At 55.5% G+C, this 20,083-nt stretch carries 14 protein-coding genes and 1 pseudogene; 7 read left to right on the top strand and 8 right to left on the bottom strand.

What is annotated here, in order from left to right:
* Positions 1-14 precede the first annotated feature (14 nt).
* On the bottom strand, positions 15-1,628 hold the full coding sequence (locus INT22_RS11605; protein ID WP_193059482.1) for an alkaline phosphatase: 1,614 nt from the start codon (positions 1,626-1,628) through the stop codon (positions 15-17).
* Between the two features lie 176 nt (positions 1,629-1,804).
* Here INT22_RS11605 and INT22_RS11600 point away from each other — a divergent pair, with 176 nt between their 5' ends.
* The 4 genes from INT22_RS11600 to INT22_RS11585 all read left to right on the top strand — a co-directional run bounded on the left by INT22_RS11600 (position 1,805) and on the right by INT22_RS11585 (position 6,941).
* Positions 1,805-3,334, top strand: a complete 1,530-nt coding sequence (locus tag INT22_RS11600; protein ID WP_193059481.1) for a glucan biosynthesis protein — start codon at positions 1,805-1,807, stop codon at positions 3,332-3,334.
* A complete protein-coding gene (mdoH, locus tag INT22_RS11595) occupies positions 3,327-5,306 on the top strand; it encodes a glucans biosynthesis glucosyltransferase MdoH (RefSeq protein ID WP_193059480.1) in 1,980 nt (659 codons plus the stop codon). Before INT22_RS11600 ends, mdoH begins: the two co-directional genes overlap by 8 nt.
* Positions 5,306-6,088 (top strand): FkbM family methyltransferase, encoded by a 783-nt coding sequence (locus tag INT22_RS11590; protein ID WP_193068254.1) that lies wholly within the window; start codon positions 5,306-5,308, stop codon positions 6,086-6,088. Before mdoH ends, INT22_RS11590 begins: the two co-directional genes overlap by 1 nt.
* Positions 6,089-6,152: 64 nt before the next feature.
* Positions 6,153-6,941, top strand: a complete 789-nt coding sequence (locus INT22_RS11585; protein ID WP_193059478.1) for a creatininase family protein — start codon at positions 6,153-6,155, stop codon at positions 6,939-6,941.
* Here the strand turns inward: INT22_RS11585 and ribA are convergent.
* Complete coding sequence (gene ribA, locus INT22_RS11580) at positions 6,938-8,041, bottom strand: GTP cyclohydrolase II RibA (protein WP_193059477.1); 1,104 nt, start codon at positions 8,039-8,041, stop codon at positions 6,938-6,940. The genes INT22_RS11585 and ribA overlap by 4 nt on opposite strands.
* Before the next feature lie 64 nt (positions 8,042-8,105).
* On the opposite strand from ribA, the gene INT22_RS20875 reads away from it, so the two are divergent.
* Positions 8,106-8,963, top strand: coding sequence for a RibD family protein (locus tag INT22_RS20875; protein WP_319022070.1), 858 nt, complete (start codon positions 8,106-8,108; stop codon positions 8,961-8,963).
* A gap of 78 nt (positions 8,964-9,041) precedes the next feature.
* On the opposite strand, the pseudogene INT22_RS20870 reads toward INT22_RS20875, so the two are convergent.
* The 4 genes and pseudogenes from INT22_RS20870 to INT22_RS11560 form a co-directional block, all read right to left on the bottom strand.
* A pseudogene (locus INT22_RS20870) lies at positions 9,042-9,923 on the bottom strand (lysylphosphatidylglycerol synthase transmembrane domain-containing protein); the annotation flags it as partial.
* Positions 9,924-9,927: 4 nt separating this feature from the next.
* The gene (locus INT22_RS11570; protein ID WP_193059475.1) at positions 9,928-11,874 is read right to left on the bottom strand and encodes a glycosyltransferase; all 1,947 of its coding nucleotides are present in this window, start codon (positions 11,872-11,874) and stop codon (positions 9,928-9,930) included.
* Positions 11,871-12,269: a 6-pyruvoyl trahydropterin synthase family protein gene (locus INT22_RS11565; RefSeq protein WP_193059474.1), complete on the bottom strand. Its 399-nt coding sequence runs from the start codon at positions 12,267-12,269 to the stop codon at positions 11,871-11,873. Before INT22_RS11565 ends, INT22_RS11570 begins: the two co-directional genes overlap by 4 nt.
* A gap of 34 nt (positions 12,270-12,303) precedes the next feature.
* Positions 12,304-13,293 (bottom strand): zinc-dependent alcohol dehydrogenase, encoded by a 990-nt coding sequence (locus INT22_RS11560; protein ID WP_193059473.1) that lies wholly within the window; start codon positions 13,291-13,293, stop codon positions 12,304-12,306.
* Between the two features lie 227 nt (positions 13,294-13,520).
* Between INT22_RS11560 and INT22_RS11555 the strand changes: the two genes are divergently transcribed.
* On the top strand, positions 13,521-14,255 hold the full coding sequence (locus INT22_RS11555; protein WP_193059472.1) for a CDP-alcohol phosphatidyltransferase family protein: 735 nt from the start codon (positions 13,521-13,523) through the stop codon (positions 14,253-14,255).
* Between the two features lie 167 nt (positions 14,256-14,422).
* Here INT22_RS11555 and INT22_RS11550 read toward each other — a convergent pair whose 3' ends face one another.
* Both INT22_RS11550 and INT22_RS11545 read right to left on the bottom strand, forming a co-directional pair.
* Complete coding sequence (locus INT22_RS11550) at positions 14,423-17,584, bottom strand: efflux RND transporter permease subunit (RefSeq protein WP_193068253.1); 3,162 nt, start codon at positions 17,582-17,584, stop codon at positions 14,423-14,425.
* Positions 17,585-17,590: 6 nt separating this feature from the next.
* Positions 17,591-18,775, bottom strand: coding sequence for an efflux RND transporter periplasmic adaptor subunit (locus INT22_RS11545; RefSeq protein ID WP_193059470.1), 1,185 nt, complete (start codon positions 18,773-18,775; stop codon positions 17,591-17,593).
* A gap of 480 nt (positions 18,776-19,255) precedes the next feature.
* Here INT22_RS11545 and INT22_RS11540 point away from each other — a divergent pair.
* The coding region (locus INT22_RS11540) for an AraC family transcriptional regulator (protein ID WP_226912650.1) at positions 19,256-20,083 on the top strand (828 nt) is incomplete at its 3' end.

The raw sequence follows: 20,083 nt of genomic DNA, 5'->3' as shown, positions 1-20,083 counted from the left end.
AGTGACAGGCTAGGTCATGGTGTCGTCTCAGTCGTTGACCCAGAAGAAGTTAATGCTGGCGTGCCGAAATCTTGCTGTAACCAATGACGCAGCTGGCTCATTTTCGCGGCTTCCTCAGGGCTTTCCAGTGACGGCAGCATGCCATCAATAAAACCACGTACCTTGAAAGGTGCTAAGAGTCGGGGGTCACCGCTAATCACATGCACGGGCACCGCTGCACTGGCGTTGTCGCCGGTAATCAGCGGTGCCGCCTGATGATCTCCCAGTACAATCAATAGAGTGTTGTCATCAACCACTCGCTCGGCCCAACGCCCAGTGACCTTCACAGCGTAGTCTATCGACCAAGCGTAATGGTCGCGGATACGCTCAATATCCTGCCAAAGCACTTCTGGCGGATCACCGGCCTCCTCCCAAGGGGCAAAAATACGCCCATCGCCTATCATCGACCAGTCTTCGAAAACGGGTAAAATTGGTGTCCATGGCGCGTGGCTAGAGATAAGTGCAAGTTGCGCGAATACCGGCGCTTCGCCTAACAAATGTCGCTGGGTGTAATCCAGCGTGAACTGATCGGGCATTGTGACCCAGTTCAGCGCTGGCCCGGCATAGGGTAAATCTTTCGCTGCTGCAATCTCATCAAATCCGTAGGCCAGCCCTTCTGGCCAAGCCAACGTAATGGCTGGCATGACACTAAGCGTCCGCTGCCCAGTGCTACTAAAATCACTAATCAGCGTTGAATGACCGCTTTCCAGCATCAGCCGATACCATAGCTGATTATCAATCCAGCGACCGCTTAGCGCCGTGGCATGAGCAAGCCAAGACTGACCTCCCCGAATAGGCGCTTCTAGCAACCCCGAAACAGCGTGTAGATCGCGCTGACCCAAACGTTGCTGTATGTCATCTAGCGTAGGCAGTACGACACTGCTGTAGCGAGCATCATTAATGGCCGATACACCATAAGATTCAATAAACGTTAATAAGACATTGCGCCCCAACAAACCGGGTAATGGGCTAGGCTCTAACGGTGACGCCTGCAGCTGTTCGCTAAACGCCACTCTCGCCCGATGAGTCGCCACTACCTGTTCCCACTGGAAACGCGTGGTGTTAACAGCAGGCAGCGTTGATTTAGCGACCAATCGCTTGCCGTTAGCCTCGGAAACCGCGAAACCTGCTGCGGTGATCATCACGAGGATGGCTAGAGCACCTGAAGCACGCCTCACCGATAGAGGCTTAGCAGGCAGCAGCAATCGCAGCATCACCCATAAACTACCTAGCAGGGCCGCACTGCCCAACAACATCAGGAAAATTGCTGCCAGTTGACCTACATTACCTACTAGCAAATGGTAGATAGAGCGCACCAAAGGCACGTCCAGATAGAGATTAAGTGATCGCCCAAACGCGGTGTGTGTCGCGGCATCACCTAGGTTGGCTGCCGATACCAACGCCAGCCAACCTACCAACAAAATAGCCAACCAGCGACGTAAGCTACCAGGGCGAATAAGTAGCATTACAGGGGCTATAAGCCATGCTTCCCAAGCAATTAGAGGAGAGCCAATCTCACCGAAACGCCACCAAAGCGGCAATACCAGTAGAAAGTTGAGCGTTATACATGTGAGTAGAAGACGAATCATCAGCGCTTCAACAGCATAGCAATCACCTAAACATTACACGCTTAATGGAGTTTAAAGCTTGCACACGACCATAAAAATCATATACCAATAGGATCAATGGTATAACTTTTGTTGAAATATTTCATATACTGATTTTATGGTTACCATGTTGGCATGCAATCGAAAGGAACTCGCTCATGAGTGTTCGTACTGCAGCAAAATGGATGTTGTCATTCAACTGCTTGATCGCCTTTTCTGCGATTGCTAACGATGATGATGTTTTTGACCACGTTATTGAGCGTGCTAAAACCTTAGCCGATGCGCCTTACCAGCCCCCGCATGAGACGCTTCCCAGCGCTCTGACGTCGTTAAATTACGACCTGTATCGACAAATCCGTTTCAATCCCGAGCGAGCCTACTGGCGCGATGAAAGCCCTTTCAGTATGCAGCTATTTCATAGCGGATTTATATTTCAAACCCCCGTCACGATTAATGTGATCGACGATGGTGACGTTGAACCACTCTCTTTCTCGGCCGATGACTTTCAGTACGATGGCGATGCCAACCGTTTGTTAGAGCATGATTTAACGGGCAGCGGTCATGCCGGTTTTAGGCTGCACTATCCTATCAATAGTGATGATTATGCCGATGAATTTGCTGTTTTCCTTGGCGCAAGTTACTTCCGTTTAGTAGGACGCGACCAAGCCTACGGCCTTTCTACCCGTGGCCTTGCCATTGATACCGCATTAGCCAGTGGTGAAGAGTTTCCCGAATTTCGTGAATTCTGGCTCTACAAGCCTGATGAAGATTCTGACAGCATTACGCTACTCGCCCTCATGGATAGCCCATCGCTAAGCGGTGCCTACCGCATTACGTTAACGCCGGGCGAGAGCACCGAGGCAGATGTAGAAGCAACGCTGTTTGCACGTTCTGATATAGCAAAGCTAGGGGTTGCGCCGCTCACCAGCATGTTCACCTTTGGGGAAGCCGGCACCGAACGAGCTGATGACTTTCGTCCCCAGGTACATGATTCTGATGGTTTGCTAATCCACACGGGGGCCGACGAGTGGATTTGGCGGCCGTTGCAAAACCCCTCATCGCTTCGCGTATCAGCGTTTATGGACGACTCCCCTTCTGGGTTTGGTCTAATGCAGCGGGAGCGGGACTTTAACCGCTACCTAGACCTTGAAGCCCACTACCATCGCCGCCCCAGCCAGTGGGTCGAACCCCTTGCTGACTGGGGACCAGGGCATGTAGAACTCGTCGAAATTCCCACGCCAGATGAGACTCACGACAATATAGTGGCTTATTGGGTGGCCGAGGAGGCGCTCACTGCTGGCGAGTCTCGCCACCTTCACTATCGAACGTTTACGCTCAATGAACAGCCCGAGGCTAATTCACTGGGCAAGGTTGTGCGCACCCGCCATGGAAACGCAGCGGTTCCAGGCGAGGCCGACTCCCCCTCTGCTGATCAGCGCCAATTTATTGTCGACTTCCAGGGCGGCAAACTGGATGACCTGACATCAAGCGAGCCAATCGAGTTGGACATCAGCGTGCTCAATGGCGAGGTATTACTACCTCAAGTTAAAACACTACCCAACAACGGACAACGGGCCACTTTCCGACTGCCCCCCAGCAGCGAGCCTAGTGATATCCGGCTACGGCTGATGGTTGAAGGAGAGCCGATTACTGAAACCTGGAATTACGTGTGGTATCCCGATGCCTGATCTCCACGCGTTGCGGCCTTCGATGCCCTGGCTTAACGGTCGTAGAGCCTTCTTTGCTTTCACGGTGTTAGCCACCAGCATTGGTGGCTGTATCGCGATGGCGAAGGTCGTTGCCAACTTTGCCATTGGCTGGCAGCTCACCATGTTGATCCTATTTGCATTAACGTTTACTTGGATAGCGCTGGCTTTCTGGGGGGCACTATGTGGCTTTGTGCTTTGTGCGCTACGCCGCGATCCACTCAGCTTACGTCGCCAAGCCATTGAAAACCCCAATGCTAGCCTGTTAATCAGCCGCACCGCGCTAATAATGCCTATTTATGCAGAACCTCCCATCCCGACCATTGCAGGGCTAGAAGCAACGTGTCATTCACTTCTCCAGCAAGCAGAAGCGTATGGTGCAGGAACACCCAGTGCTATCAACAAATACTTTGAAGTGTTTGTATTGAGCGATACTCATGAGTCGGCCATGGCAGACATCGAAGCGGCCCATGTGGCTGCCTTGCAACAGCGCCTGGCCGGACAGATAGCCGTTCATTATCGGCGACGCCCTAATAATGATGGCCGCAAAGCAGGCAATATCGCAGAGTTTTGCCGCCGCTGGGGCCGCCGCTATGACTACTTGGTGGTGCTAGATGCCGACAGCCTAATGAGTGGCGCTACACTGCTGCACTTAGTCCACCGGATGCAGCGGCAACCCAGCGTAGGGCTTATTCAAACGGTGCCTATCCCTGTTGGCCAACGCACGCTATTTGGACGTTTTACCCAGCTAGCCTCAGCACTCTACAGCCCGATGCTGGCAACTGGCCAAAGCTTCTGGCAGGGCGATGCGGCGAATTACTGGGGCCACAATGCGATTATTCGCACTCGGGCCTTTATGGCCCATGCCGGGTTACCTATCCTTTCAGGTAAGCCACCGCTGGGAGGGGAGCTATTAAGCCACGATTTCGTCGAAGCGGCTCTCTTGAAACGGGGCGGCTGGCAGGTGTTACTGGATACCTCTGCGACCACCGCCGTATCTCGCCATAACCCTTACGCTAGCGCGTCACACAACAGCTTTGAAGCTATGCCGAGTAACATGCTCGACTTTGCCAAGCGTGATCGCCGCTGGCTACAGGGCAACCTGCAGCACTTACGCTTACTCACCGGCGCCGGTTTTCACCCGATTAGTCGGCTACACTTTTTATTCGGCGCGTTTGCCTACCTTTCTTCGCTTGTTTGGCTTGGGCTTCTGCTCTGCACCAGCCTGATGGTGGGTTATCAAGCCATTGAGACCACGTCAAACCCGCCTTTGCCTGAAGCCCTCTCTCTGAGTCTGTTAAGTGTAACGCTGGGTATGCTGATTGCGCCCAAGCTGTTGGGGCTATTACTAACGTTCTGGCAATGCCCCCATGCTTACGGCGGGCGACTCAAGCTTGTCACCAGCACACTCTTGGAAATTCTGTTTGCTGCATTGATTGCACCACTGATGATGGCGTGGCATAGCTTATTTATCATCAACGTGTTGATTGGCCGAGCCATTGACTGGCAAACCCAACACCGGGGAGAGCGTTCGCTAAGCTGGCGAGAAACATGGCACCACACTGGGTGGATGACGCTGTGTGGTATTGCTTGGGCAGGCACGATGATACTCTTTTCACCCTCTGCGTTTGGTTGGTTAACCCCCGCATGGCTGGGGCTGATTGGAGCCGCTCCACTGGTGAAATATTCTAGCAGTGCCACTTGGGGAGGCCTCGTTAGCCGCAAGTTCGGCTTACTGCAAACACCCAGTTCAGCACAACAACCACCACTTTTGGAGGAGTTTGCCGCGTTAGAAAGCCGCAGTCATCAATCCATTGCCACCTTAGCTCGCTCGTCGCTAACACTTGCTCTAGCGCCTCCCCAAGAACAGCCAGGCGATATGCCCTGCCAGTCGTTTCGCCATCACGTCCAGATAAAAACCGAGCATGCACCACCCACTAAGGAGCCCCACTAATGCCTTCTGCTTTTTTTCATCGGCTGCGCAGTGCCAGCGGTATGGTGCGTTCACTGTTTATTTACTGGCGGCCAGGAAGGCAAAGGGGTCTGAAACAGTTATATCGTCCGTTTATTCAACCGGGCGATATCGCTTTTGATATTGGCGCTCACTTAGGCGACCGTAGTGCCGCCTTCCACTCGCTAGGTGCTAAGGTAGTGGCATTAGAGCCACAGCCAGCACTGGCCAAATGGTTTAAACGGATACTTAATCAGCCTAACATCACGCTCTTACCACTGGCCGCTGGACCGCAACCCGGCTATGCGGATATCGCTATCAGTGTTAGCAATCCGACCCTCTCTACCCTAGCGACCGAATGGCGACATCAGGTGGGCGAACGAAACCCTGGCTTTCAGCACGTGCAATGGGAACAGCAGCTAAGCGTGGAAGTCACTACACTGGATCAACTGATCGCCACTTACGGCGAACCAAGCTTTATAAAAATTGATGTTGAAGGGTTTGAAGCAGAAGTGCTGATGGGGCTTAACCACCCGGTAGCAGCGCTTTCAGTGGAATTTGTTGCGGGCGTGTTAGAGGTCAGCCATGCCTGCGTTGAACAGCTGTCACGTCTTGGCGACTACCGTTTCAATGCAATTGCCGGTGAGCAGCGCCACTTCCGCTGGGCAACCTGGCAATCCCCTGAAACCATTACCCAATGGCTTAACGATGGCGTTGACGGCTTAGCCTCTGGGGATCTCTACGCCTGCCGCGCCGACCATCCGCTGTTAAACGAAGCCGCATAACTCTTCAAAAAACGATTTTAAAACACGGCTTTTAAAACATAGCTTTCAAAACAAGAGAATCTGCATGATTTATCACTGGCAAACCCTCACCGCTCCCCAGCTCGCCTCGATTGCCGAAGGTGATCCAGTCGCAGTGATCACCTTGGGGGCCATTGAGCAACACGGCACTCACCTACCGCTGGGCACCGATCTGATCATTGGTGAAGGGTTACAAGCCGCCATGTTAGACATGATTGACCCAGCACTCGACGTGCTGTGTCTGCCAGCAATTGCCGTCGGTGCGAGCGACGAACACGCCAGCTTTGCTGGAACGCTTAGCCTGCCCGCTCCACTCGCCATCGCGACATTAGAGGCTTACGGCGAAAGCATTGCCCAGGCAGGGATAAAAAAGCTGGTGCTGATTAATAGCCACGGTGGCAATAAAGCCGTGATGGATCTTGCCGCGCTGACCCTACGCAAGCAGTTTGAAATGCGCGTGGTGAAAGCCACCTATACGCGGCTACCGCCGTTGGAAGGTGCTATCAATGCCGATGAGCTGCGCTATGGATTGCATGGCGGATTATTGGAAACCGCCATCATGCTGCATTTAGCGCCTGAGCTTGTGCAGCTCGACAGCTACCAACCTACCCCACCGGCAATGCCTAAAGGTGACGCCCTGGTCAGTCCAGAGGGTAGCGCCGCGTTTGCCTGGCTTGCCGAGGACCTGAGTAGGTTCGGCGTTGCCGGTGATGCAACGGGTGCTCATCAAGCATTGGGTGAACGGTTAGTCAGGCACTACGCCACTCAGTTGGCGCAGGTGGTGGCCGAAACCGCCCGCCTGCCACCGCTTATCACTGGTAAAACGCCAGATTAACGCCCACGACCTTCAAGCACTTCGTCTAAAAAATGCCCTGCCCGGTTGGCTTTGGCGCTTAGGTAGCGGTGATTGTGATCCGTCACACTACCGTAGAGCGCCTGACGTGAGACGACTTCAATACCCCCTTCACGCAGCGCTGCCATTTTTAGCGGGTTGTTGGTCAACAGCTGAACTTTATCGATCTCTAGCGCATTGAGCATATCCACCGCGACGGCGTACTGCCGCTCGTCGTCGCCAAACCCTAGCACTTGGTCGGCATCGACGGTGTCTAAACCGCCATCTTGCAAGGTGTAGGCGCGCAGCTTATTGGCTAAACCAATTCCCCGTCCCTCTTGTGCTAAATAAAGCAGTACGCCGCCACCCATCGCTTGAATATCGGCCACCGCATTACGTAACTGCTCGCCACAGTCACACCGCAGACTGCCGAACAGATCACCGGTGAGACAAGCCGAGTGCATACGCAAAGGAACCGCCCCAGGGATAGTAGCCAAATCGCCAATCACCACGGCCACATGCTCTCGCAGACCATCAGGTTCACGAAACAGTACGAAGCGGCTTTCAGGCGCATCTTCAAGGGGAATACGTGCTTCACTGACACGCTTTAGCATCCCCGGGGCACCGGCTAAACACGTCTCTGCATCGCGGGCATTCACTTCTAACAGCTCGCCTTTTGCTAACTGCTGAGCAATATTCTCGGCTGATGTCGCACTGACCTCTGCGCACAGCGCCGCCGGTATCAATAGCGCACGACGCATAAGTGCCACAGCGCCTCTCTCTCCCACGCCAGCAGGCTTCAGGCCGCTTAAAAGCGAATGAGCCTTCGACGCTTCATTGGACACAGCAAGGTGATGCAAATCACGCTCACTGATTTGCTCGGTGAGCGGTAAGCAGGCCGCATCCGCCTTAAGCGACATGCCCATTGCCTGCAAGCGATGACGCGTTAATACCAGCGCTGGCCGAGAGCCGGAGAGTTTCGCCAGTGAATCGACCGACACACTGCCTTCAAGAGCCTGTACCAACAGACGTTGCTCTCCGGTATTAATTACCACGGGCAATCCACGGCGAATATCGAAAATAGCGCGTTCAATGTGATACATGTAGGCCTCCAAGTTGCCGGTTGGGGCGGACAACGTTTGCTTGCGTCGGGCAACATGGCCCCGCATGATGAGTTGCTGTTTTTTGAGTGGAGATACCATGCCTGGCACCAATGAAGTGACGATCGATACCGACCAAGCGTGGGCATGGTTGCTGGACACTCAACAGGGCATCAAAAGTGACGCCACTATGACGCTTGATACCCATGGCGGTTGGCACTCTCCCCACGCAGTCACAAGCGCCGCTCAGGAGCTGTTGACGTGTTTGCTGCCACTGGTGCGTCATTCGAGCTGGGTGGTTGCCCAACTGGGGCAAAGCCTGGATGGGCGCATCGCTACGGAAAGCGGTCATTCCCACTACATCAATGGCGTTGAAAGCTTGGTGCATCTGCACCGGCTGCGAGCGCTGGCAGATGCCGTAGTGATTGGCGCAGGTACGGCGAGTGCTGATAATCCTCAACTCACCGTGCGCCATGTGGCGGGCAAACACCCCACCCGAGTGGTGATTGACCCACGAGGACGTGTGCCCGTTGATTTGGCGCTGTTCACCTCGTCTACCGCCCCCACGCTGCATCTCACCGGGCCAGAGGTAACGGTGGCGCCAACGGCCGCCGAACACTGCGTGCTGCCGTTGGATACCAACGGTCAGTTCCGTCCCACCGACGTTATTGCCCTGCTGGCAGATCGTGGTCTTACGCGGGTATTGGTAGAAGGCGGCGGCGTCACTGTTTCGCAGTTCATTGAAGCGAACGCGGTTGACCGCTTGCATTTGCTGGTTGCGCCGCTGCTGATCGGTTCCGGCCGACCTGGGCTGCAGATGACGCCCATCGATACCCTTGAGAATGCGTTGCGCCCGACGATGCGCTCTTTCCGCTGCGGGGACGACACGCTGTTCGACGTAGTGCTGAGCGGACGCACTGCCTGACGGAGAACCGGACGGCGGAGAACTGGATGGCGTCGCATGTGTCCGTGAAGCCAGCGCTGCCCAAATGCCTGGCAGGCTACCCATCAGCACTAACACACCATAAGCCAATGATATCGCCACACCTTGCGCCGAAGGCAAGCCAACAAACATCCAAATGCCTGCGGCGGCGCCTTCTCGCACCCCCCACCCGGCAATCGAAAGGGGTACCAGCATGGCAAGCAGCAACACTGGAGCCAACGCCAAAATATCTAAGGTCGCCAGCTCTATGCCGATTGCCCGAGCCGCGCAGACCATTACCAAGCCATAGCTAAGCACGATAGCAAGAGAAGAGATCAGTTGCCGTGGCCATACGTCGCGCTGCAGTAGCCCGCGACGCATATCCTGCCCTAATGCAGCGCACCAAGCGGGTAGCGTTACCGCCGAGCGCCGCAGCCAGACCATCAGCGTCACACCGGCCACCATCACGATAACCGCTACGCCCGCCACTACCATCAAGCCACTGAAGCCCAGCGCTGTTAGCCAGAGTGGTGACGTGAACAAGGCGATTAGTGTGTAAAGTGCAATCGCCAGCTGCCCAGAGGCACGCTCAATCACCACCGCACGCCAAGCACTTCCCTTCGAAGAAGACTGACGGGCATGGCGATGGGCACGACCCGCATCACCCAACACGCCGCCAGGCAACAACTGGTTAACCAACAACGCTAAGTAGTACTCCCGCAGTGCATAACGGTAGCGCAGCGGCACGTCGATTAAGCCTGCTGTCAACTGCCAGCGCCACGCGCTCAGCATCACTTGCAGCACACTGATCAACAGCGCCAGAGCCATCCAAGCCGGCGCAAAACGCTGCACTTCGGCCATCACCGCGTCTGGCTCTACCCACAGGGCAACAGCGGCCAGCAGCCCTAAGCTCACTAGCCCTTTTTGCACCCACGGGGTTCTCAGCCAGCGCCAGCGTCGCATGGGGTTAGCCCTCATCCGCTGGCAGCGCCAGCAAGTCGCGGTGGCCTACCCAAATACCGATCTCGCCTTTGGCTACCTGACCCAGGCGCTGATCACGCCAAAGAGCAATCCGTAACGCCGCCTCAGGAGCCTGTTCGTTAGCAGCGCTCGCCCATCCTTCAATCAACGCGCACATTAAGGGGTACTGCGCTGGCTTGCCCGCCGCCAAGCGCCATGGTGTTTCAGCCTCGTTAACACGATAACCGTGGCCAGCCATCGCTTTAGCTAGCGCACTGTGAGCAGCGCCGCCTAATGCACCGCCTAGGCCCTTATCCCGGCTCTGGTGTGCGTTGAACAGCTCACAGACCCAGCGATCGTCAAGGTCGTTCAGAGGTTGCTGCTGGGCATTGGTAAAGTACCATTCGCCGGTAATGCTTAGAGTGATAAGCAGCGCTTGGCGATGTTTAGCACACTGTGCAGCCAAGGCATCGATCCACTCTTGAGACACCAGATCAATCAGCGCAGATGCCGTCACTACGTCACAGTGCGTAAGAGCTGGGTGATCCAGCTGTTTAAGGGAGACGCAGTGGGTTTCGACCTGCAGTGGCTCACCTTTACCGGTGTTCAATTGGCTGGTTCGCGAGTAGGCTTCATTCAGTAAGGCCGGGTCATGATCAATCAGCATCCAGCGCTGGGCATGCTGCAAGCGAGGTGCAAGAAACTGGCTATTGCTGCCGCGTCCACAGCCTAAATCCGCTAGTGTGATTGGCGAGCAAGCTTCTGCTCTCCACTTATCTTCTGATAACCAGCTCGCTAACGCCTCGACCAACGCTTGGCTGCGCGAACTGGCATCGACGCTTTCACGCAGCGACAGCCAATCCGCGCTAAATTGGCTTCCTGGCAACAATGTCGAAGATTGCTGCAACGCCTGGGAAAACGCTTTTCCTGCAGTCTGCCAGTCGCCCAAGCGGTCACGTGCAGCGGCGGCGCCTGCGCGTAGCTCAGTGCGTAGTGCCTCATCCTGGCAGAAAGCCGCCAGCGCCCTCGACAGCGCCTCAACATCCCCCGGTGCTACGCTGATGCCAGCCCCTTTAGGTAAGGTATCCCGCAGTGCTCCGCCGGTGGTGGTAATAACCGGCAAGCCATGGGCTAGCGTTTCAGTTACCACCATGCCGTAGCCTTCGTACCAAGAAGGTAACACCAGTGCATGGGCATTTTGATAAGCGGCTTCCAGGGTCGCAGCATCACATTCGCCGTGAAGCGTTATCCAATCACCAAGCTGATGGTTGTCGATCAGTGTTTGAACGCGCTCCGTAAACGCAGCATCACGAGCACCGCCAAAGCAATCACATCGCCAGTGACCACGCTCAACATCCGCCAAGGCTTGAACCAAAATATCCTGTCCTTTACGCGGGGTCAGCGTTGCCACGCATAGCAGGCGGATAGGTTCGTTGGGTTGCGCCGCGGGGCTGACCGGAGCACGTTCAACGCCAGGTTCCACCACGCTGATAGGGGCACCAAATGGCAGCGCGTATTGCTCCGCCAGTGCTGTTACACGGCGTTCAGTAAAGCGACTGGTCACAATCACTCTATTCACATGCGCCAGCCCGAGCAGTTCGCAACGGTGAAAACGCTGCTGATCCAGCTCACTCAAGCCCTGCTCATCACCTAACGGATGATGCAGTAACGCAGTGATATCAAGGCGCTCAGCATGGTCAGCTACCACATCGGGCAATGCTCCCATGGCTAGGCCGTCAATAATCACTCGCGAACGATCCTGTAATACAGAAAGCGCACTGGCTAGCGCTTGAGCCGCCTCATCATCGGCATCAGGAAAACGCCCTGCCAACCCCACCACATTGATAGCCAGCCCACGCTTGCGCAGCGCAGCGACAATATGGGCGTCGTAAATATACCCGCCGGTACGCTGGTCTGGATCGCCAGCCACTATCAAGGTCAATGGCTGACTCATAGCGCTCCTTCATAACTTGCCCACGCCACATGAGATTCATGCAGTTTGATCTCCATATGCGTCAGCCCCTGAGCGGTGGCGCCCATTCTTCCTGCTTTGATGGCAGCCGCCAACTGGTCAAAAATCACCTTGGCCATAAATTCCGTGGTGGTGTTTTTACCGCTAAACTCGCTTACCTCATCAAGGTTGCGATAGTTGTAATCCGCCAGCACCTCTTTAACCGTTTCACTGGCCAAACCGATATCAATCACTAGACCATCCTGGTCAAGTTCAGGGCGCTGAAATACCACGTCCACGACATAGGTGGCACCGTGGGTGCGTTGGGCAGGGCCGAATATTTCCCCATTAAAACTGTGGGCAATCATGAAATGGTCACGAACGCATAAACGGTACATAGACACTCCTGTCGTGTTAAATAAGCCACATCGCCTAAGCGGGCAATGGATAACGAATTCGATGGCAAAGCGCTGTGCTATCAGGCCCAAACAGAGCAGGCGCCAGCGTTGGAAAATCGGCAAAGTCGCTCTCACCGCTGATCAGCGCATCTAATCGCGGGTCGGTGAGTAAGCGTAAAGCGAGCGCTAAACGGCGGCGATAATTCCAACGCGGCTGCAACTTGGCAGGCAGTTGTCCAACCTGGCTGGCGCGAAGCGTTAAACGCTGGGAGTGAAAAGCACCACCGAGTGGTAGCGACACATCGCCTTCGCCAAACCAGCTCATTTCAATCACCCGGCCTTCGTTGCCCAGCAAGCTCATGGCCAGCTTCAGTCCATCCGGCTGACCACTAGCATGGATCACGCAATCTTGGTCGCTGGGTGCCTGTCCTGGTGTACAGAAGGGAATCCCCAAATGCGTTGCCAACGCTTCTCGCTCGGGATTAATGTCGACCAGGCACACTTCTACACCTGGAATTTGCGCACACAGATACGCCACCAGTGCACCGACAACGCCAGCGCCCACCACACACACGCGCTCGCCAAGCATGGGGTTAGCATCCCACACGCCGTTAATGGCAGTTTCCATGTTGGCGGTTAGCACGGCACGGTGAGCAGGTACGTCATCGGGAAGCGCTAAAACAGCGTCGACAGGCACGACGTAGTAGTCCTGGTGCGGAAAAAGGCAAAAAACGGTTTTATTCAATAAATGATCTGGCCCCTGCTCCACATAACCAACGTTGCAGTAGCCGTATTTCACGGGCGTAGGAAACTCACCCGCTTGGAAGGGAGCGCGCATGCGCAAATATTCACTTTGCGGCACCCGTGCGTTAAACACCAGCGACTCAGTGCCACGGCTTACGCCACTATAAAGGGCACGAACCCGTACCTCATTGTCGTCGGGTGATGCTAGTGGCTCCTGCTTGAGCTCACCATGGGTAGGGTGGGTCACCCAAAAAGCCGTAGCGGTATCAGGCGGCAACATGACATTTCCTTATGGTTTAAGCGCTTCATCCCTCCATACAGCGTAGCCTAGAAAGCGAAGCGGCTGCTTAAGCCCTGGCTGCTTAACCCCTGTCAGCGCGAAGATGATTTGAAACAACTATATTCACATCATGGACAACCTTACCTTCTTATACAAGAATGGTACATAAGAAATAGTTTGCACACTTTAATTCAACCGCGGGCCAGTCAGCCGCTTTGCGAGTAAGCATGCCCTCTCTTTCCAACACCTCCAGTGTCTCTTTGCCCAAGCGTATTTACACCTTGGCGGAGATAGCCCTGGCCAGCCTATTACTCGCAGGCTTAGGATCGATGCTGCCGGGATTAGTCGCCAGCGCTGCAAACTGGTGGTTGGCAGCTGGCTTCTACGTCGTGATGGGCGTACTGGTGGTAAGTTTTTGGCCCCATGGCCCGCTCGGTTGGGCAAACCGGGTAACGCTTGGGCGCGGCGTACTCGTCGCCATCGTGGCAGGGGCACTGGCAGCGAATGCCTTTACTAACGCAATTTGGCTATGGCTAGCGGTGGCCGTCATCGCGCTATTACTGGACGGTGTGGATGGCTGGATTTCCAGGCGCACTAAAACCCACACCACGTTTGGCGCGCGCTTTGATATGGAGCTGGATGCAGTATTAATCCTGATACTCTGCATTGGCTTATTGCAGAGCGAACATCTAGGCGCTTGGGTACTACTGATTGGCGGCATGCGTTATTTATTTATCGCCGCTAGCTGGCCATTTGCGTGGCTAAAAGCACCGTTATTCGAAAGTTTTCGGCGTAAAGCAGTGTGCGTGTGGCAGGTTGTTGCATTGCTGCTAGCGTTAACGCCACTCACTTCTCCTTTCGCTGCAGGCCTGCTTGCTCTGAGCGCGTTAGTCTCACTCAGCTACTCATTTGGCTTCGATGTGTGGTGGCTGTACCGACAACACAAACATGACGCCCACTAGCAAAGTAAAGGTCACGGCATCATCTCGCTAAGCGTGTCCAATACGCCACTTTTGCCGAGCAAAAGTGGTGTGTTGGATTACTCTACTGCACTAAACCCTCTTGGTCAGAATTCGCATAAGTACGTTAGCAAGGCCCTCCTTCTAGCATCCCTTCTTGGCTGGCATCATTATTCAGCGGTCAAAGTAGAGAGGTGATGGCTGACAAGCGGGCGAGAGCCAGAGAGCTTACGCAGCGCCACATAGAATACCGGAGTGAGGAAAAGCCCAAACAGGGTGACCCCGACCATGCCGGCAAATACCGCCGTACCCAGCGCTGCCCGCACCTCGGCGCCCGCCCCGGTGGCAATGACCAACGGTAGAACAGCGGCGGTGAACGTGATCGAGGTCATAATAATAGGGCGCAGTCGCAGTCGGCAGGCTTCTAGGGCCGCGTCCACCACGCTTTTGCCCTGCAGTTCCAGCTCGCGGGCGAACTCCACAATCAGAATAGCGTTCTTACACGCCAAGCCAATTAGCACCACCAACCCTACCTGTACGAAAATATTGTTGTCGCCATCACCAAACCAGACGCCGATGAGCGCCGAGAGCATGCACATGGGTACAATCAGGATCACCGCTAAAGGCAATGTCCAGCTTTCGTAGAGAGCCGCCAGCACCAAAAACACCAACAGTATCGACAGTGGAAAGACCACCAGCGCAGCGCTCCCCTGGGTGGACTGCTGGTAGCTCAGGTCGGTCCATTCGAACGCCATGCCCGGTGGCAGCACCTCCATTGCCAAGGCGTTGATCGCATCCATTGCCTGGGCAGAAGAGAGCAACCTAGGATCAGCCTCCCCGGCTAAGTCCGCCGCCGGATAGCCGTTGTAGCGCAACACCGGGTCTGGCCCGAAGGTTTGCTTGATGTTTACCATGGTGCCAATAGGCACCATTTCGCCCTGGTCATTGCGGGTACGCAGGCGAGCAATGTCTTCCACGCTGGTCCGGTAAGGAGCGTCCGCTTGGGCAATTACCTGCCAAGTGCGGCCAAAGCGATTGAAGTCATTCACATAGGTCGAACCAAGATAGATCTGCAGAGTGTCGAAGAGCTCGGTTAGTGGCACTCCCTGGGCTTTAGCCCTCAGCCGATCGACCTCTGCATCTAACTGCGGCACATTAGATTGATAGCTGCTAATCGGGAACCCCATCCCTGGCGTTTGGGCGATAGCGCCCTGGAGCTGATTAACCGCTCCCTGCAGCGCTCCGTAACCCAGATTACCGCGATCCTCGATGAACATCTGGTAGCCCGACCCATTGCCAAGACCAAGAATTGGGGGCGGCATAAACGCAAACGCAAAGCCTTCTTTCAGGCCACCTATGCCCTGATTAATCCTGGCGTTTATCTCTGCGGCGGTGAGACTACGCTCGCCAAAGGGGCTAAGAGTGAGAAACACTACCCCTGTGTTGGAAGTGTTCGTGAACTGCAGCGCATTGAGACCAGGAAAGGCAATGGCGTGCTCAACACCGTCGGTCTCCATGGCAATATCTACCACCTCTTGAAGCATCTGGTCGGTTCTCTCCAGGGATGCCCCCTCTGGCAAAATAACGCCGGCAATCAGGTACAGCTTGTCCTGCACCGGAATAAAGCCGGGAGGCACCACCTTGAACATCAACCCGGTTCCGGTGAGTAATAGAGCGTAAACCATAAATACCGCCCCCCTCCGTTTTAGGGAGCGCGCCACGCCGCCCTGGTACTTTTCTGCGCTGGCGTTGAAGAAGCGATTGAAGGGCCGAAAAATCCAGCCGAATAGCCAATCGATTAGCCGGGTGAGTCGATCCTTAGGCGCATCGTGGGGTTTGAGCAGCATCGCCGCCAAAGCGGGCGACAGGGTTAAAGAGTTAATCGTGGAGATAACAGTAGAGATGGCTATCGTTACCGCAAACTGGCGGTAAAACTGCCCGGTCACCCCGGAAAGAAAGGCCATGGGTATAAACACCGCACACAGCACCAAGCCAATAGCAACGATCGGTCCAGAGACCTCCTTCATCGCCTGGTGAGCCGCGGCCTGGGGATTGAGCCCTTCGCCGATGTTACGCTCGACGTTCTCCACCACCACGATGGCGTCATCGACCACAATGCCGATGGCCAACACCAGCCCGAATAGGGTCAGCGTGTTGATCGAGTATCCCAGCAGATAGAGCGCCCCGAAGGTACCGATCACCGATACTGGCACCGCCAACAGCGGAATGATTGAGGCGCGCCAGGTTTGCAAAAAAAGAGTAACGACCAGTACTACCAGCAGCACGGCTTCCAGCAGGGTTTTGACGACTGCCTTGATCGAATCGCTAACAAAGATAGTGGTGTCGTAGACCGCCTCATACTCAACGCCGGTAGGGAACTGCGTGGCTAACTCATCCATGGTGGCCACCACCTGCTCGCGGATAGCTAGCGCATTGGCACCCGGTGCCTGGAAAATACCAATGGCGACCGCGTCATTGCCATCAAGCTGCGAACGCAGAGTATAGTCTCCAGCGCCCATCTCCAGCCGGGCCACATCCGACAACCTTAGAATGTCGCCACTGTCACCGCGTTTCAGCACGATGTCGCCAAACTCCTCCGCCGTCTCCAAGCGCCCACGGGCGTTGATTAGGGTCAGAAAATCACTCTCTCCGATGGGTTCAGCGCCCAACTGCCCGGCGGATACCTGGACATTTTGCTCGCGCATGGCAGCCACTACATCACTGGCGGTGAGACCACGCGCCGCCACCCGCTCGGGATCGAGCCAGGCACGCATGGCGTAGTCACCACCACCAAATATCTGGGCGTCCCCTACCCCTTCGAGCCGGGCAAGGCGGTCTCTGACATGCAGCCGCACATAGTTACGCAGATAGAGGGTGTCGTATTCGCCCCCGGGCGAGGTCAGGTGAACGACCATCAGGAAAGTGGGCGACTGCTTCTGGGTGGTCACGCCCTGGCGGCGCACGGCTTCCGGCAAACGCGCCTCGGCTTGACTTACCCGGTTCTGTACCCTGACGGCCGCCTCCTCCGCATCAGTACCAGGGCGAAAGGTGACGGTCATCTGCAGTACGCCATCAGAGCCTGCGACGGACTTGAAGTACATCAAGTCCTCGACACCATTGATGGCTTCCTCCAAAGGCGTCGCCACCGTCTCGGCGATCTCCTTCGGGTTGGCACCCGGATAGACCGTACGCACCACCACCGAGGGTGGCACCACATCCGGGTACTCGCTGATCGGCAGATTGGGGATGGAGATCAGCCCGATCGCCAGGATGATAATCGACAGCACCGCCGCAAAGATCGGTCGGTCGACAAAGAAACGGGAGAAATTCATGGCGGTTTACTCTTCCCTGGCAGCAAGGGTGGTGGGTGGGGCATCGACAGTCGAGGCGGCAACGGCGCTTTGCGGGCTCACTTCCATTCCAGGGAAGAACACTTTTTGCACACCGTTGACGATGATTCGATCACCGGGGCTAAGTCCTTCGGTGATCACCATCTGCTCCCCCATCTGACGACCGGTAGCTACTTGGCGACGCTCTGCCCGATTGTCACCAGCCACGACATAGACATAGCGACGATCTTGGTCGGTCAAAATTGCCTTACGTTCCACCAGCAGCGCCTGTTCCAAACTCGCTATCGGCATTTCAACCCGGGCAAACTCTCCCGGCCGGATACGGCCATCAGGGTTGGCCAACCGAGCACGGAACTGCAGTGTTCCCGTGCTGGGATTTAAACGGTTATCAATAAAGTCCAGCGTGCCACTGTATTGACGCTGTGGGTCGCCGCCCAACTCAATCTTCAGGCTGCTCTCTTCATCGGATAGCAGGGCTTGGCTGGCAAAAGCGGCCTGTTCGTCCGCTTCGAAGTAGACATGAATCGGGTCGATGGTAACGAGAGTCGTCAACAGGCTTTGGTCAGCGTTAGCCAAATTGCCTCGGGTCACCATTGCCCGACCGGCACGACCACTGACCGGCGCTGTAATGCGGGTGTACTCAAGGTTAAGCTCGGCGGTCTGCAGCGCTGCCTCAGCGGCATCGACCATGGCACGAGAAGTGCTCAGGGCCGATTGACGCTGGTCGTGTACCTCCTGTGAAATCGCCTGACGCCCCAGTAAGACCCGAGCACGCTCAGCTTCACTGCCCGCTTGAGCCTGCTGGCTCCTGGCCTGGGCTAGATCCGCCTGGGCGGCACTAACACGGGCTTGGTATGGGCGCGGATCAATCAGGAACAGTAGATCCCCCTGCTCCACAAGCTCTCCCTCTTCGAACGCCACCTCCTGGATATAGCCGCTGACGCGAGGTCTTAGTTCCACCGTTTCTGCGGCTTCTACTCGTCCTGTGAAGATCTCACTCAACACTACCGGTTGGGAAACCATACTCACCACCTCTACTTCTGGCGGCGGTGGTGGCGAAGCTGCCGCCTCCTCGCTCTTGGCCTCGCAGCCGGTAAGTAAAGCCATTACCAGTAGCAGCGGGATGATTCCCCGGCAACTCGTTGAGCGAGCACTTTGATCCAAACTTCCCATGATTACTTGCTCCAGTGACTATCGGAAACCGATATCAGCGTTGGTTATATAATTGCGTACCGCATTGGTGGTTAGCTTTTAACTAGTCGGTTGGGTAGCGTCAGATTCGACATCCACTTTGCAACCTCAAGTTAAGTTGAGGTCAATAGGTCAACGGTCGATTTTTTATCAAGGAGGCTGACAGGGGGGTTGCTAGCTCCTAATCAGAAGCTCTCTACGGTAGGGTCTTTAAGGACAATGGAGGTATCGGGTTCCTGCGGTAAGATTGCCTATTTCTGTCGTGAGGAGTGACAAGCTTCACTTGGCGAGGTATTTGGATCATCGCGCTGTTTCGGTTTTTTAGCATAATGACCGTTTTCTGACACGCGGCACGGATTGTCGGTTTCTACCCAGTGCTTGCCCGATCCTGCAAAAAAACTGAAAAAGCCTCCTATGCGCGCAGCGAAGGCATATACTGCAGGCTGTTAGGGAGGAGAGCCATTGACCGATACCGTGCCTGAGCAGACCACCTATTTCAGTGACAGCCTGCCGCAGCAATTAAGCAAAATTGTCCGTCGCTGGACGCCCTTGGAGGAGCTTCAGAATACGGCGATTCCCGAGGTGCAACTGATACGTGCTGACACCCCCACCACCTTTCACTGCGCCGTATATGAGCCGTGCCTATGCTTTGTCATTCAGGGCAGCAAGACGGTGCTATTGGGTGACAAGGAGATCGTCTACACCGGACCTAGCTACATGGGAAGCGCCATTCACCTACCGGTGGTAGGCAGAATTGACCATGCCACTCCGGAAACCCCCTACCTAGCAGTAAAAGTTTCGGTAGACCCTCAGGAGGTAGCAGGACTGATACTGGAACTGGGTGACAAAGCTCCGCCCGCGGGAAATGATACTATCTGCCCCGAGACAGACTGCGGATTAAAATCGGCTCCCATGGATACAGCTATGCTGGGTGCGCTCTATCGACTGTTAAGCCTGCTCGACTCACCGGAAGATATTCAGGTACTTTCGCCCCTAGCTAGGCGCGAGCTAATCTACCGGGCACTCATGGGTGCAATGGGGCCTCACATGCGTCGATTCGCCGCCTCTGACTCCCAAGCCAACCGGATTGCAAAGGTCATCTACGCCCTTAAAGAAAGCTACACGCAACCGTTCAAGATCAGTGAGCTGGCAGCCGCCGCCAACATGAGTGAATCGACGCTTTACCATAGCTTCCGACAAGTCACACGCATGTCGCCCCTGCAGTACCAGAAGAAACTACGCCTACACGAAGCCCGACGACTGATGCTGGCAGAAGGGCTGGAAGCGGCC

The sequence above is a fragment of the Halomonas sp. 3D7M genome (assembly GCF_014897885.1).
Taxonomy (GTDB): Bacteria; Pseudomonadota; Gammaproteobacteria; order Pseudomonadales; family Halomonadaceae; genus Vreelandella.
The sequence above is the reverse complement of the archived record's forward strand: the minus strand, read 5'-3'. Positions and strand labels throughout refer to the sequence as shown.

Bases quoted from the DNA above. Each gene is read 5' to 3' on its own strand.
- INT22_RS11550 (WP_193068253.1), bottom strand. From the start codon at position 17,584: ATGAATTTCTCCCGTTTCTTTGTCGACCGACCGATCTTTGCGGCGGTG.
- mdoH (WP_193059480.1), top strand. From the start codon at position 3,327: ATGCCTGATCTCCACGCGTTGCGGCCTTCGATGCCCTGGCTTAACGGT.
- INT22_RS11565 (WP_193059474.1), bottom strand. From the start codon at position 12,269: ATGTACCGTTTATGCGTTCGTGACCATTTCATGATTGCCCACAGTTTT.
- INT22_RS20875 (WP_319022070.1), top strand. From the start codon at position 8,106: ATGATGAGTTGCTGTTTTTTGAGTGGAGATACCATGCCTGGCACCAAT.
- INT22_RS11560 (WP_193059473.1), bottom strand. From the start codon at position 13,293: ATGTTGCCGCCTGATACCGCTACGGCTTTTTGGGTGACCCACCCTACC.
- ribA (WP_193059477.1), bottom strand. From the start codon at position 8,041: ATGTATCACATTGAACGCGCTATTTTCGATATTCGCCGTGGATTGCCC.
- INT22_RS11555 (WP_193059472.1), top strand. From the start codon at position 13,521: ATGCCCTCTCTTTCCAACACCTCCAGTGTCTCTTTGCCCAAGCGTATT.
- INT22_RS11600 (WP_193059481.1), top strand. From the start codon at position 1,805: ATGAGTGTTCGTACTGCAGCAAAATGGATGTTGTCATTCAACTGCTTG.
- INT22_RS11570 (WP_193059475.1), bottom strand. From the start codon at position 11,874: ATGAGTCAGCCATTGACCTTGATAGTGGCTGGCGATCCAGACCAGCGT.
- INT22_RS11545 (WP_193059470.1), bottom strand. From the start codon at position 18,775: ATGGGAAGTTTGGATCAAAGTGCTCGCTCAACGAGTTGCCGGGGAATC.
- INT22_RS11605 (WP_193059482.1), bottom strand. From the start codon at position 1,628: ATGATTCGTCTTCTACTCACATGTATAACGCTCAACTTTCTACTGGTA.
- INT22_RS11590 (WP_193068254.1), top strand. From the start codon at position 5,306: ATGCCTTCTGCTTTTTTTCATCGGCTGCGCAGTGCCAGCGGTATGGTG.
- INT22_RS11585 (WP_193059478.1), top strand. From the start codon at position 6,153: ATGATTTATCACTGGCAAACCCTCACCGCTCCCCAGCTCGCCTCGATT.